Below are 12,119 nucleotides of genomic sequence, written 5' to 3'. Positions count from 1 at the left end.
TGGTTGAAATGGAGGAAACGAGGTTTAGAAGGAGAAAGCCCGCAGTTGAGAGGAAGATAGCCGAGATAAAAGAAGACGACACCCGCGTCTCGCTCATTGGGAAGGCCTTCAAGGTCGACAAGATGGACTACACCTTCTGGCTGGACGACGGCACGGGAGTAATCCTCGTCGAGAGCGAGGAGAACGTCCTTCCGGAGAACGGCCAGATAGTCAGGGTCATCGGAAGGGTCATTAGAGAGGAGGAAGGCATCCACATCTTCGGCGAGGTCGTTCAGGACTTCGGCGATGCAGATCTAGAAGCCCTTGAAGAGGTCAGGGAGCTTGAGAAAAAGATCCTTCCAAAGGTTGAGGGAGTAATAGAGTTTTTTGGAGGTGGTGAGGAATGAAGAAGCGCCTACCAGCGAGCAGGGTCTACATCAGGGACATCCTTGAAGGCTACTACGTCAGGAGCGACGGCGACTTCGAGCCGAACTATCTCATAACCAAGGACGCGAGAAAGGTCTACCGTGTCAAGGTTGTCGCCACCGTCGTAAGGGAACCCGTCATAAGCGACGATGAGACTTACGGAAAGTTCCAGATTGATGATGGAACGGGAACGATATGGGTTCTCGGCTTCCGCGATGATACGCGCTTCATAAGGCTTGTGAAGAAGGGTAATTTGGTTCAGATCATCGGAAAGGTCGCCGAATGGCGCGACGATAAGCAGATACTCGTTGAAGGAGTCGCCAAGGTCAGCCCCAACTTCTGGATACTCCACCGCTTTGAGACCCTCAAGGAGAAGGTTGAGCACGCGGAGAAGGCCAAGATAGCCTTCGAGATCTACGACCGCTATGGAATCACTGCCAAGGCCAAGGTCATAGCCAAGAACAAGGGGGTTAGCGAGGAGCTCCTCCAGACAATAGACGAACTGTACACCCTTATGCTTGAGCAGCGGACCCTCGAGGAAGAGCTGTTCGAGGATGAAGCCGAAGAAGAGAAAAGCCCAGAGAATCCCGAAGTCGAGAAGGCCAAAGAGGCCATCATAAACCTCCTGAGGGAGAAGGGCAAGGCCCTGTCCCACAAATTCATCGTAAAGAAGCTGTCCTCGGAGTTCGACGAGGAAATAATAGAAGAGGCAATAGCGCAACTACTCGCTGAGGGCGAGATCTACGAGCCGGAGATAGGCTTCTACGAGCCGCTTTGATCTTTTTTACTTTTCAATACTGCTCTCTCATCGTCCTGATGACTGGGTCGTGGATGAGCGTTGAGGTTATGCTGTCAACCATCCTGAAGAACTCGTCCTTCCCGCGCTCAAGGTCGAGGCTTTCAAGCTTTATGAGCTCGCACTTCTCGCCTAGTATCCACTTCCCGAGGAGAATCTTCTCCCTGTTCCCTTTTCTCATGTCTATCCTAACGAGGCCGTAGGGTATATCCGCCGTCCACCAGTTGGCCTTGAAGGTTATTCTCCATCCGGCCTTTTCAACGACCTGGGCAAGCTTTTCCATCGTCGTTCCGGGACCGTACGGTGTTTTGAACGTTATGACAGTCCAGAGTTCGTCCTTCTCAAGCTCTCTAATCAGTTCTTTCTCAAACTTCATACCCATCACCTCACGAGCGAAGCTATAAGGAAAGCGACTACAGCCATGAACACGCTCACCTTGAGGAGTATCTGGGCACGGTGAGCTGTTTCCCTATCCTGAGATTTCAAGATGAGGAGCGCCGAGTAGAGTATTATAACATCCACAGGGAGCATGGAGAGATAGCCGAGGCCTATGCCAGCCTTAACGGGCAAGAAGGAGGCAACCACCGTTAGAATTGCGAACAGCGCGCCGACGTAGGCAGCCCTTTTTCTTCCTATTAATATGGGAAGGGTCCTAGCGCCTTTTGCCATGTCCCCTTCCATGTCTTCTATGTCCTTTATGACCTCCCTCGCGACGTTAACGAGGAAGGCACAGAGGGCGAGCGTTCCCGCGAGGCCAATCTCACCGACCGCTATTGCACCGTAAAGGGGAGTTGCACCCGTTAGGGACGCAACAGCGATGTTCCCAATAAATGGTAAGGGCTTAAGCTTCCAGGCGTAGAGGAACATGATCACGTAGGCAACTATTGCCAGCAGGAAGTCCCAGATGTTTATGAACCACGCGAGGACGATACCCACCGCGAAGAGAGCGATCGAGTACCAGAAGGCCGTTTCCCTGCTAATGGCCCCCCTCGGGAGGGGTCTCTCAGGCCTGTTTATTTTATCTATCTCGTAGTCAAAGTAGTCGTTTATCGTGTTCCCGCCGGCACACCCAAGGAAAACCACCAAGAACACGAGGAGGGCAGTTTTTAACCCGGGAACTCCCCCAGCGGCCACTACCGAGCCTAAGACACCCACTATCCCTGCTAAGGCACAGTTGTGGGGTCTCGTGATCTCGATGAAGGCCCTGAGTTCCATTAGGCACACCTAACTAAATTCTGGCGGAGCTTTTTAAAGGTTTGCTAAAGTTCATCACGCCGCAACAGGCCCAGCTCCTCTCCTTCCTCAGTGACCCGTATGCGTCCAAAGCGGATTTCCCTGACTCCGGAGAGGTCTCTCACGGGGGTTAGAATCTGGAGCATTCCCTCACTGAAGTTGACCCACTTGAGGATGCCAGCTCCCAGACACAGGCCCTCACCGTCTATGAGGCCCACGAGGAGGTTGCTCAGCTTTTCAAAATCGATAGCCTTCAGCTCCCTTGAGTGAGCGCGCGGAAACCTTTCAACGTCCGCCTTAACGACGGTGTAGCCCTTGTTCTTCCAGCCAGCCACAACCAGCCATCCAAAGGTCCTCTCAAGAAGCTCCTTTTCATCAGCGTTTAGGTGTATCCCATGGAAGAGGGAAGTGCCGGTTATAGCGACCTCGGATACGCTGAACTCAACAAGCTGGGAGTCCCTAAAGTAGTATCGCCATTTCTCAGCACGCAGGTTCCTCCTCTCTTCCAGAGGGTATCTCCTCGCAGTTTTGCTGACGGCCAGTTCAACTACCTCCCCGTACGGTTTTAGCGCCTTAACCAGGCCTGAGAGTTCTCCCGAGTGGATGACGGCAATTATGTCAGGCCTCACCAGTTCTGCCTTAAGGCGCTTCATCTCAGCACCCAACCCGGTAACAAATCCCGTCGTATCAATTAGCACCACATCCACAGCATTCTCGACGAGCTCAACCATTCTCTTTACTCCTACCGCCATTTCCCCTGTAAACTGCGCCGGTGCGGTTGTTCCCACGAAGTAGTGCGCCACTCCCTCCAGCTCGCTCATGCTCTCGAAAGAAACCTCGGGAATGGCAAGAGTTATTGTCGCAGGCGGGAGAACTCCCTTCTGGCCGACGTCTGAGTCAACGACAGCCACTTTAAACCCCAGAGACAGAAGTTCGTTTGCCAGAAACGTTATCAGGGTGCTCTTTCCGCTGTCCACACCCCCGATTACCATAAGTTTAAACGGCTTGTCGTGCCTCGCTATGCTCTTCAGGAGTTCAATTCTATCCTCCGGGACGTCCTGCGTGTACCTGGCCTTGTTCATGGTTTTAAATCCACCCAGAAGGTTAAAAAAGTTGAGCCATTGCCATGAACAGGAAAACTTATAAGTTTGACTTCCGTTCCAATGATTACCTAAAGATCATGCTTTACATTTATCGACTTTGAGTTTGCGGAATTCAGTAGAGGTGATTAGAATGAACGAAGGCGGCACACTGACCCCACGCCAGCTGAAGCTTTTGAGAAAGCTCTACGAGGAAGGAAAGACTATAGAAGTCCACACCGTTGAAAAGACACAGGACGAGCTTTCAAAGGAGCTCGGAATAACGAGGCAGGCACTTAGCAACCACCTCAAGGTGCTTAAGGAGCTCGGGTACATCAGGACGGGCAGAGGCTTCATAGACCTAACCGAGAAAGCCCTTGAGCTCCTGGGTGAGAAGAAAGGGGATGTCTTTGTCTTCGTTAAAATCGAGCCGACAAAGAGGAAGCAGGTCTACGACGCCATAAGGAAGCTGAACCTGAAGAAGATATACCGCGTTACAGGGGACATAGACCTGATCATCGAAGCCGATAAGGGCAGGCTGGACGAAATTTTAGAGGAGATAGCGTCGCTGGACGGCGTAAAAGAGACGAACACGCACCTCGTCCTCGAGACGCTATGATTTTCTCCTTTTCTTCTCCATCAGGGTCTTGAGGGCGTCAAGGTTCTTTCCAAACTTTGCGGAGATCGGGACGAACGTCTTATTGACCTCGCTGTAGGGAACGCCAAACTTTTCGGCCAGGAAGTTTATGACGGCTCCAACGTTCTTCACCTTGTCTATCTTGTTCACCGCAACGATTGTCGGTATCTCGAGCTCGCGGAGGAACTGGTAGAACTCTACATCAATCGGTATCTCACCGCGCTTCTCCCAGCGGTCGATGATTTCGGGAGCGGCCTTTCCGTCAACGACCAGAACGGCCAGTTCTATTCTATCTGCGTTGTCCTCGATGAAGTGCACTATCTCGTCCTTTATCCTCTCCTGGACTTCTCTTGGCAGGCCGCTCATAAAGCCGAAGCCGGGAAGGTCCACTACCTTTTTCCCGCGCCATTCAATCTCAACGGGTCTTCGAGTGACACCGGGGCGCTTTCCTCTCCTGACTTTTTTTCCAGTGAGCTGGAATATCAGAGTGCTCTTTCCAACGTTTGAGCGCCCCGCGAATATTATCATCGTTCCACCACCGGCGTTCTTGAACTCAGGGTCGCTTATAAACTTTGGCGGAAAGGTTAAGTAGAAGTTGGACGTAAAAACTGCGGTGGTGTTATGGTGGAAGGAGATGCCAAGGCAAACCAGCTCATCAACAAGTTTGTAATCTCCCTTACCGAAGGAAAGATACTCGGTTATGTTACCGACATCAACGTTGAGGTTGAGGGAAACCAGTTCTACTTCATCCTGAAGATGAAAGAAGTGGAGAACCTCGGAAGCGGGCAGAGTGTTTTCACCAGCGAGAGGAAGCTCAAGATAAACCCGGACGATATTGTAAACGTCGGTCCCCACGTCATCATACTTGGAAACGGTAAAGTCCCGCCGCTCCGCGAGATAGAGAGGCTTCACCAGATAGCGGAGGAGTACAACAACCTCGTTTCAGAGCTTGAGGCCAAGGAAAAGCTGATTGAGGAGCTGAAGGAGGAGAACTACCACCTCAAGAGGGAGCTTGAGGAGCTCCAGCGCGAGCTGAGGAAGTACCAGCTCATGAAGGAGGACTTCGAGAACCTCAAGGAGCAGCTGATAAGGCAGGAAGGACAGCTTGAGATGGCGAGGGACTACATAAGGCTCCTCGAGGGCATGAGGGGAGATATTGACAGGATAAAGAGCACCGTGGAGGCGCTGGTCGAGAAACAGCTTGAGGAAGTAGTTAGGGGAATAATAGACGAGGAGCTGAACGCAAGGGGATTAAAGAAAACGAGCTTCCTTTAGCCGAATATGCTTGAGCCGAACATGTGGAGTATGAACTCAAAGGCAACCAGCAGGAGCGTCAGGGCTATAACACCCTTCGGGCTGACCTTGACTGCCCTGGTGTCCTCGTCAAAGAACCTCATCAAACCGGCACCGGTTGGGGGGAGAGTGGTCTTTTCCTTTGCCATGTTTTCTCACCTTCTCCAGTTCTTCAGTTGGTTTATTTAAACTTCACGATAAGGTTTTTAAATGCACCGCTTAAGAGAGGCCGGGTAAGGGGTACCCCAATGAATCCCGCTGATGAATGGAGGTGGGAGGAATGGCGACATTTAAGCTGGTTATATCGAACCCGAAGAACGGAGTTGCGAAGCAGGTTGAGATAAGCGGCCCAGAGGCTGACAGGCTTATTGGAAAGAGAATAGGCGAGGAGATCCCGGCGAGCGAGCTCGGCCTCAACCTCTCCGAGATATTCGGTGAGGAGATTCCGGCCGACGCCAAGCTCAAGATCACCGGAGGAACTGACAAGGACGGCTTCCCCATGAGGCCCGACGTCCACGGCCCGAGGAGGGTTAAGATTCTCCTCTCACGCGGCCCCGGCTTCAGGCCAAGGGAGAGGGGCGAGAGGAGGAAGAAGACCGTCCACGGCAACACCATAAGCCCGAACATCGTTCAGGTGAATATGAAGATAGTGTTCTGAGGGGAAATTATCCCCTCTCTCCAAAACCTCTTTCTAAGAAACCTTAATAAGCGCCCGTCTTTTCTACTCATTAGAGGTGAGAGAGATGGCGAAGAAGAAGGAGTTCAGACAGGCTGAGGTTAACATTGGCATGGTCGGTCACGTTGATCACGGTAAGACAACACTCACGAAGGCCCTAACAGGAATCTGGACAGATACACACAGCGAGGAGCTGAGAAGGGGTATTACGATCAAGATAGGCTTTGCCGATGCCGAGATAAGAAAGTGTCCGAACTGCGGAAGGTATTCAACTTCCCCGATCTGTCCGTACTGCGGCCACGAGACCGAGTTCGAGAGAAGGGTTTCGTTCATAGACGCTCCAGGCCATGAGGCGCTGATGACGACCATGCTGGCAGGGGCTTCCCTCATGGACGGCGCGGTTCTGGTCATAGCAGCCAACGAGGGAGTAATGCCCCAGACGAGGGAGCACCTGATGGCCCTGCAGATAGTCGGCAACAGGAACATAGTCATAGCCCTCAACAAGATCGAGCTTGTGGACAGAGAGAAGGTCATGGAGCGCTACCAGGAGATCAGAGAGTTCGTGAAGGGAACAGTGGCTGAGAATGCTCCGATAATTCCGATTTCAGCTTTACACGGTGCGAACGTCGATGTACTTCTCGCGGCGATAGAGGAGTTCATACCGACTCCAGAGCGCGACCCGAACAAGCCGCCCAAGATGCTCGTTCTTAGGAGCTTCGACGTGAACAAGCCCGGAACACCGCCGGAGAAGCTCGTCGGCGGCGTCATCGGCGGTTCAATAGTCCAGGGCAAGCTGAAAGTTGGGGACGAGATCGAGATAAGACCTGGAGTGCCGTACGAGGAGCACGGCAGGATAAAGTATGAGCCGATAACGACCGAGATAGTGTCTCTCCAGGCAGGCGGTAGGTTCGTTGAAGAGGCCTATCCGGGCGGTCTTGTTGGTGTTGGAACCAAGCTCGACCCCTACCTCACCAAGGGCGACCTGATGGCCGGAAACGTCGTCGGAAAGCCGGGACAGCTCCCGCCCGTCTGGGACGAACTTACACTCGAAGTTCACCTGCTTGAGCGCGTCGTTGGAACCGAGGAGGAGCTCAAGGTCGAGCCGATAAAGAGGAGGGAAGTCCTCCTGCTCAACGTCGGGACAGCGAGGACGATGGGTCTCGTAACCGGCCTTGGAAAGGACACCGTGGAGCTCAAGCTCCAGATACCGGTCTGCGCCGAGGTCGGCGATAGGGTTGCCATCAGCAGGCAGGTCGGGAGCAGGTGGAGGCTCATCGGCTACGGCTTTATAAGGGAGTGACTCTTCTCTCTAAATTTCAATTTTGAAGTCCTGGTGGTTCTTATGAGCGAAAGCCGGAGGAGAGAGTGGCTGGTCGTTCCGGACACGAACTTCCTCCTCGTTCCGGGTCAGTTCGGCGTCGATATAATTAGTGAACTCCACCGAATCCTTGACGTTAAGTTCAGGGTAGTGGTTCCAAACGTCGTCCTTGATGAGCTGAACGTCATAGAAGGGAAGTCCCGTGGAAGAGACCTGATGGCCGTCAGGATGGCGAAGAAGCTGGTGGAGCGGTTCGAGACCGTTGAGATTGGCCGCTTTGGGGAAAAGCCCATAGACGACCAGATATTCAACTTCGCGGTGGAGAACGAGCGCGTAATCGTCTGCACGAACGACAAGGGGCTTAAGAAGAGGCTCCGCGAAAGGGGCGTTCCCGTCGTCTATCTTCGCTCGAAGAAGATTCTGGAGCTTGAAGGAATGCTTGAGTGAAGGGCGTTTTTGAATTCCAGTGCCTATTCAACCCCAATCAACGGCTCATTTTATTCACTTCACCGTTCAAAACCCTTAAAACCGAACCTTCTCCAGTTCCGAGAATGGGAGGTGAGAAAATGTACACCGAAGAGGGACTTTTGAATGAGATCCGTGAGCTCATGGACGATGAGGAGCTCTTTGAAATGTACGAGAGAGCCTTTAGAGAGTACCATTACTACTTCGATACTACAAACTACATAGTCCTCAATGTCTACAACTTCAACGACCATGGGCCAATTCACGTCCTCCTGACGACGAGGAGGGCACTTGAGCTCCTCAGGATAATCAAGAAGTTCGGCATCCAGACTACAGCCGAAAAGCTCGGAAAGCCCTTCCGCTGGAGCAAGTTCATCGTTGCCTTCGGCGCACTTTTCCACGACATTGGAAACATGATACACAGAACTCCCCACTACCAGTTCAGCGTCTTCTTGGCTGAGCCGATAATAGAAAAGCTCGTGTCCGAGTTTGAAAATCGCGATCCGCTTCTCCTCAAGGCCCTCACTCTCAACGCCATCTACACTCACGACGAGCACGTGCCGTGCACGACCATAGAGGGCTCTCTGGTAACGATAGCGGACGGCTGTGACATGGAGGCAGGAAGGAGCAGGCTCGTCCACAAGAAGGACAAGGTGGACATCCACGCCGTTTCGGCGCTGGCTATAAAGAGGGTTGAGATCAAGGAAGGGAACGAGGAAGAGCCCATACTCATTGAGATCTGGATGAAGCACCCGGCGGGAATCTTCCAGGTGGACGAGATACTGACCAAGAAGGTCAAGAGCTCACTCCTCAGCGGAAAGATCAGGCTCAGGATACACACTGGGGCAGACGGGGAGATATTCGAGAAAGTCGTCTAAAGGCTTTTAATCTCCTTGCCTTATTCTTTCTCATGTCTCTCCCCGATGCTTACCGCGATTTAAAGTACCTCCTGAACAGGGGTTACTCCAAGAAGAGCGCCCTGAAGTTCGTAGCGGACCACTACCGGCTCCCGCTGAGGGATAGATACCTTCTGGCGAGGTGCGTTTTCTCCGATGAATGGATAGCGGAAGTTAGGAAAAAGCTCCTCACACCGGGGGAACTGAAGGGGAAAGCTCTAGCCGTTGACGGCTTCAACGTCCTCATAACCCTCGAATCCGTCCTCGACGGCGAGGCGATACTCTGCGAGGACGGCCTGGTTAGGGACCTGAAGTACCAGGGAAAGTATCGGCTGAATGAGAGAACCCCCAAAGTTGTCGAAATTGTCGTTGAAGCTCTTACCGGACTGAAAATCTCCAAAGCACTCTTCTTCTACGGCAAGAACGTCCCAAAGAGCGGGATTGTCCAAAAAATTACCGAAGAAGCTCTGCATCGATACTGCTTGGAGGGAGAAGTGATGCTCGTAAAAAGCCCCGACTTCGAGCTTAGGGCTTTCAACACCGTTGCAACGGCCGACATAGGGATAATCTTCAGAGTAGAGCACGTTTTTGATGTCCCTCACTATGTATCCGAAAGGCTTGGCATAAGGATCAAGAGTATTTTTGATATACTCCAAGTTAAAAGGCGCTAAATTAAACTCTATTCCGAGGATTTTCCTTGAGTAACTACAACTAAAATTGAACTTTTAGAAACCCTTAAATAGAATGAGGGACAAAACTAACTCAATGTGTTATGTGTACTGCCGCTTTCCTTTTCTGCGGGTCTTGGAGGGAAAATACATGAAAACCCTGACAACTACGCTGGTTGTTTTATTGCTGGTTGGTCTAGTGCTGGCGAGCGGCTGCACCGGTGGGGGAAGCAATGGAGGAGGCACTCCCTCCACCTCGCATGAAGAAACCTCCGGAGGTTCTTCCGGATCAACCTCAGAAGAAACTACAAGTAGTTCAGAGTCATACCCGGCAACCTGGCAGACCCCGTGGGATGCCTACCACCCCATTAGCCTGAATGGGGATTCATAACTATATAATAGAAATTGAGTACACTTTCACTCTCAAAACTTCTGACGGCGAGAAGACGTTCAACGTTATCAAAAAGCGTGGCTACGTGAAGGCCCGCGTTTACGCCGATGAGAACGGCGAAAAGAAAGACCTGGGGGAGTTTAACCTGTTTGCCTACTACGGGAAGATAATTCCAGTAACTGGAAATGGAACACCCCTTGAGTACATAGTGATGGTCAAGGAGAGGAGCGAGGACAGCGACAAATACTTTCTGGAGCCCATACCAAACTTTGGGGCCCTTGGAACGGGGGGCGCCGTGGTGGCCGAGGCAAAATCAGGAAATGCCTACTTCTACTGGAGCAATCCGGGATCTATAGGACAGTACAGTGAGCTTCCCTACACCGAAGGGGACCTGGACGAAGTCCTTGAGGATATGGGAAGCTACCTCTATGCATTCTGGCTTTCGATGTTAAGCTCGGGAGTCTGGAGCGGTCTAGAGGATCGCGACCTGATGAAAGCCGAGGAGTACGACTACAGCTTCCCACCCTTTGCGTACCATTACAGGATAGACCCAGACGGGACGGTTACCTTCGATGGTAAGGACTTCAGAGTAAGCAACGTGGAATGGAGCTACTCTTTCGGAGGGGTCACCCTCCAGGGACGGGCAGAGATATCGCCCGCTCTTCCAATCCCCGTTGAGAGCGAGGGGACGTTCGTTGACCTGAGCTCGAGGACGAAAGCCTACTCAAAGATAAAAATTGAAGGCCTGAAGCTCTCAAAGGAGTTCGGTGGAATGAGCGTGAGCATCGAGAAGCCTACATCTGAGGGCACGAGTACTGAAACAGTTAGTGAGACCCAGACGGAAACTTCAGCTCCCTCAGAAAGTTCTCAAAACTGGCAGAGGGCCTGGGACGCCTCGGAACCAATAGAAATCAACGGCAACCAGTACCTACTGAAAAGCGTGACCTACGACATCACTTACAAGACACAGAACGGGGAGATGCACTATACAATGGAGCGCGGTTACAACGAGACCAACGATGGCTACGTTGCCTACGCTATAGTCCATATGGACGACGGTTCAACATACCGCTTCGAGGTCTATACCTCAAACATAGATGAGTACACGGGCTGGGTTCTCTGGATTCCCTCCGTCTTCGAGCTAATTGAGAGCGGATCCAGCTTTGAGAAATACACCGTTCAGGGGCCAAACTGCGGCTACACATACGGTGAGAGCGGGATATCGGGGGATATGAACTGCGGTGCGGAGATAACTAACAGCCCCTTCGATATGTTGTGGGACGTTTACAACGGCTTCGCGGGCGGAATCTACGGCGATGTCGTATACGTTGCAGACCTCTCCTCGAACGGGGACGGCTACACCGTCCAGAAAGATGGAAGCGTGAGCCTAGCGGATATGACTTTCGATAAGTACGTAATCCAGTGGAGCGGTCTCCTGCAGGGCTATGTCACCGCCAACGGAAAAACCGCGGTTGTTTCGGAACTTCCAATTCCCGTGGAGATTGAGGCTTCCTTAGCGATGCCGGAGGGAGCAATGTATCTCCACGTCACCGTGGAAGATGTTGAGCTCGTCCTGGTGAGCTAAAGCTTATATCCTTTCATTCATATTTCCCCCTATGTTTGGAGAGCATGAACTCAAAACCCAGTTCATCAAGATCGCTGACAAAAAAATCCATCTCCTGGAGGATAAGGGGGGATTAGTCAGGTACAGGCGGGAGGAGTTTGAGGCAATCATAAAGAAGAACAACGGCGAAAAGCTGAGGGTTCTCCCCGCTCCAGCCCTGGGGTACGGTGTGAGGCTTCTGATGATAAAGTTCAGAGAACCCCTTGTAATACCTCCAAAAGACGCCATAGCTGGGTTCGTTGAGGCCCCGGTAGAGGTTGACGTTAAAATCGGTGACCTAACAATCGATCACTTCATTCTCGGGAGGGAGAAGTACGCCCTCTACGGTGCCATAGAGGCCGGTGTAATCTGCCGCTATCATGTTAGCCCCTTCTACACTGAGGAGCCAGAGGCCATAGGGGTTGCGAAGCTCATAGTCTCAAACCCCTCCCCCGAGTGGAAGTCCCTCGAGAGGGTTGTCGTCCCGATAAAGGGGACTTCAATGTACTACGAGAAGACAAAAGCTTACTATCCCCTACTTCTCGTCACGCTCAAGAACCACAGCCCGGAGGTAAACAACACGGGTAGGCCGCCAAAAGAGGGCCTGAACGCGGTTGGAAAAGGCCTTTCGCTACCCAACTTCCTGATGAGGTGGTAGC

The 12,119-nt window shown here is 52.2% G+C and carries 16 protein-coding genes; 11 read left to right on the top strand and 5 right to left on the bottom strand.

Annotation, left to right across the window (positions count from 1 at the left end; translation table 11 throughout):
* Nucleotides 1-8: 8 nt before the first annotated feature.
* A complete protein-coding gene (locus tag A0127_RS04695) occupies nucleotides 9-386 on the top strand; it encodes a hypothetical protein (protein ID WP_062388588.1) in 378 nt (125 codons plus the stop codon).
* A complete protein-coding gene (locus A0127_RS04690; RefSeq protein WP_062388584.1) occupies nucleotides 383-1,183 on the top strand; it encodes an OB-fold nucleic acid binding domain-containing protein in 801 nt (266 codons plus the stop codon). The genes A0127_RS04695 and A0127_RS04690 overlap by 4 nt, the downstream gene beginning before the upstream one ends.
* A 13-nt stretch (nucleotides 1,184-1,196) precedes the next feature.
* On the opposite strand, the gene A0127_RS04685 is transcribed toward A0127_RS04690, so the two are convergent.
* From A0127_RS04685 to A0127_RS04675, 3 genes are read right to left on the bottom strand one after another with little or no spacing between them, the layout of a single operon-like run.
* Nucleotides 1,197-1,577: a hypothetical protein gene (locus A0127_RS04685; protein ID WP_062388581.1), complete on the bottom strand. Its 381-nt coding sequence runs from the start codon at nucleotides 1,575-1,577 to the stop codon at nucleotides 1,197-1,199.
* 5 nt (nucleotides 1,578-1,582) lie between these two features.
* On the bottom strand, nucleotides 1,583-2,416 hold the full coding sequence (locus A0127_RS04680; RefSeq protein ID WP_062388580.1) for a geranylgeranylglycerol-phosphate geranylgeranyltransferase: 834 nt from the start codon (nucleotides 2,414-2,416) through the stop codon (nucleotides 1,583-1,585).
* 44 nt (nucleotides 2,417-2,460) lie between these two features.
* On the bottom strand, nucleotides 2,461-3,516 hold the full coding sequence (locus A0127_RS04675; RefSeq protein ID WP_062388578.1) for a Clp1/GlmU family protein: 1,056 nt from the start codon (nucleotides 3,514-3,516) through the stop codon (nucleotides 2,461-2,463).
* A gap of 151 nt (nucleotides 3,517-3,667) precedes the next feature.
* Here A0127_RS04675 and A0127_RS04670 point away from each other — a divergent pair, with 151 nt between their 5' ends.
* Nucleotides 3,668-4,132, top strand: coding sequence for an Lrp/AsnC family transcriptional regulator (locus tag A0127_RS04670; protein ID WP_062388575.1), 465 nt, complete (start codon nucleotides 3,668-3,670; stop codon nucleotides 4,130-4,132).
* On the opposite strand, the gene engB is transcribed toward A0127_RS04670, so the two are convergent.
* Nucleotides 4,127-4,678, bottom strand: a complete 552-nt coding sequence (engB, locus tag A0127_RS04665) for a GTP-binding protein EngB (RefSeq protein ID WP_062388571.1) — start codon at nucleotides 4,676-4,678, stop codon at nucleotides 4,127-4,129. The two genes, A0127_RS04670 and engB, sit on opposite strands and share 6 nt — an antisense overlap.
* Before the next feature lie 93 nt (nucleotides 4,679-4,771).
* Here engB and A0127_RS04660 point away from each other — a divergent pair, with 93 nt between their 5' ends.
* Nucleotides 4,772-5,425 (top strand): hypothetical protein, encoded by a 654-nt coding sequence (locus tag A0127_RS04660; RefSeq protein WP_062388567.1) that lies wholly within the window; start codon nucleotides 4,772-4,774, stop codon nucleotides 5,423-5,425.
* Here A0127_RS04660 and A0127_RS04655 read toward each other — a convergent pair.
* Nucleotides 5,422-5,592 (bottom strand): preprotein translocase subunit Sec61beta, encoded by a 171-nt coding sequence (locus A0127_RS04655; RefSeq protein ID WP_062388564.1) that lies wholly within the window; start codon nucleotides 5,590-5,592, stop codon nucleotides 5,422-5,424. The two genes, A0127_RS04660 and A0127_RS04655, sit on opposite strands and share 4 nt — an antisense overlap.
* Before the next feature lie 131 nt (nucleotides 5,593-5,723).
* Here A0127_RS04655 and A0127_RS04650 point away from each other — a divergent pair, with 131 nt between their 5' ends.
* The 7 genes from A0127_RS04650 (at nucleotide 5,724) to A0127_RS04620 (ending at nucleotide 12,118) form a co-directional block, all read left to right on the top strand.
* Nucleotides 5,724-6,101 (top strand): 30S ribosomal protein S6e, encoded by a 378-nt coding sequence (locus tag A0127_RS04650; protein ID WP_062388560.1) that lies wholly within the window; start codon nucleotides 5,724-5,726, stop codon nucleotides 6,099-6,101.
* 85 nt (nucleotides 6,102-6,186) lie between these two features.
* Entirely contained in the window at nucleotides 6,187-7,419 is a 1,233-nt protein-coding gene (gene eif2g, locus A0127_RS04645) for a translation initiation factor IF-2 subunit gamma (RefSeq protein WP_062388557.1), read from the top strand.
* 42 nt (nucleotides 7,420-7,461) lie between these two features.
* Nucleotides 7,462-7,884 (top strand): PIN domain-containing protein, encoded by a 423-nt coding sequence (locus A0127_RS04640; RefSeq protein ID WP_062388554.1) that lies wholly within the window; start codon nucleotides 7,462-7,464, stop codon nucleotides 7,882-7,884.
* Nucleotides 7,885-8,003: 119 nt separating this feature from the next.
* Nucleotides 8,004-8,780 carry an HD domain-containing protein gene (locus tag A0127_RS04635; protein WP_062388550.1) on the top strand — a complete coding sequence of 259 codons (777 nt, stop codon included), beginning with the start codon at nucleotides 8,004-8,006 and terminating at the stop codon, nucleotides 8,778-8,780.
* Between the two features lie 32 nt (nucleotides 8,781-8,812).
* Nucleotides 8,813-9,469 carry a DUF434 domain-containing protein gene (locus A0127_RS04630; protein WP_062388547.1) on the top strand — a complete coding sequence of 219 codons (657 nt, stop codon included), beginning with the start codon at nucleotides 8,813-8,815 and terminating at the stop codon, nucleotides 9,467-9,469.
* Between the two features lie 374 nt (nucleotides 9,470-9,843).
* Entirely contained in the window at nucleotides 9,844-11,442 is a 1,599-nt protein-coding gene (locus A0127_RS04625) for a hypothetical protein (RefSeq protein WP_062388544.1), read from the top strand.
* A 31-nt stretch (nucleotides 11,443-11,473) separates the two neighbouring features.
* Nucleotides 11,474-12,118, top strand: a complete 645-nt coding sequence (locus A0127_RS04620) for a DUF432 domain-containing protein (protein WP_062388541.1) — start codon at nucleotides 11,474-11,476, stop codon at nucleotides 12,116-12,118.
* Nucleotide 12,119: the final 1 nt, after the last annotated feature.

The sequence above is a fragment of the Thermococcus peptonophilus genome (assembly GCF_001592435.1).
In the GTDB taxonomy this organism is placed as follows: domain Archaea; phylum Methanobacteriota_B; class Thermococci; order Thermococcales; family Thermococcaceae; genus Thermococcus; species Thermococcus peptonophilus.
The sequence above is the reverse complement of the archived record's forward strand: the minus strand, read 5'-3'. Positions and strand labels throughout refer to the sequence as shown.

Bases quoted from the DNA above. Each gene is read 5' to 3' on its own strand.
- A0127_RS04695 (WP_062388588.1), top strand. From the start codon at position 9: ATGGAGGAAACGAGGTTTAGAAGGAGAAAGCCCGCAGTTGAGAGGAAG.
- A0127_RS04690 (WP_062388584.1), top strand. From the start codon at position 383: ATGAAGAAGCGCCTACCAGCGAGCAGGGTCTACATCAGGGACATCCTT.
- A0127_RS04685 (WP_062388581.1), bottom strand. From the start codon at position 1,577: ATGAAGTTTGAGAAAGAACTGATTAGAGAGCTTGAGAAGGACGAACTC.
- A0127_RS04680 (WP_062388580.1), bottom strand. From the start codon at position 2,416: ATGGAACTCAGGGCCTTCATCGAGATCACGAGACCCCACAACTGTGCC.
- A0127_RS04675 (WP_062388578.1), bottom strand. From the start codon at position 3,516: ATGAACAAGGCCAGGTACACGCAGGACGTCCCGGAGGATAGAATTGAA.
- A0127_RS04670 (WP_062388575.1), top strand. From the start codon at position 3,668: ATGAACGAAGGCGGCACACTGACCCCACGCCAGCTGAAGCTTTTGAGA.
- engB (WP_062388571.1), bottom strand. From the start codon at position 4,678: ATGATAATATTCGCGGGGCGCTCAAACGTTGGAAAGAGCACTCTGATA.
- A0127_RS04660 (WP_062388567.1), top strand. From the start codon at position 4,772: ATGGTGGAAGGAGATGCCAAGGCAAACCAGCTCATCAACAAGTTTGTA.
- A0127_RS04655 (WP_062388564.1), bottom strand. From the start codon at position 5,592: ATGGCAAAGGAAAAGACCACTCTCCCCCCAACCGGTGCCGGTTTGATG.
- A0127_RS04650 (WP_062388560.1), top strand. From the start codon at position 5,724: ATGGCGACATTTAAGCTGGTTATATCGAACCCGAAGAACGGAGTTGCG.
- eif2g (WP_062388557.1), top strand. From the start codon at position 6,187: ATGGCGAAGAAGAAGGAGTTCAGACAGGCTGAGGTTAACATTGGCATG.
- A0127_RS04640 (WP_062388554.1), top strand. From the start codon at position 7,462: ATGAGCGAAAGCCGGAGGAGAGAGTGGCTGGTCGTTCCGGACACGAAC.
- A0127_RS04635 (WP_062388550.1), top strand. From the start codon at position 8,004: ATGTACACCGAAGAGGGACTTTTGAATGAGATCCGTGAGCTCATGGAC.
- A0127_RS04630 (WP_062388547.1), top strand. From the start codon at position 8,813: ATGTCTCTCCCCGATGCTTACCGCGATTTAAAGTACCTCCTGAACAGG.
- A0127_RS04625 (WP_062388544.1), top strand. From the start codon at position 9,844: ATGGGGATTCATAACTATATAATAGAAATTGAGTACACTTTCACTCTC.
- A0127_RS04620 (WP_062388541.1), top strand. From the start codon at position 11,474: ATGTTTGGAGAGCATGAACTCAAAACCCAGTTCATCAAGATCGCTGAC.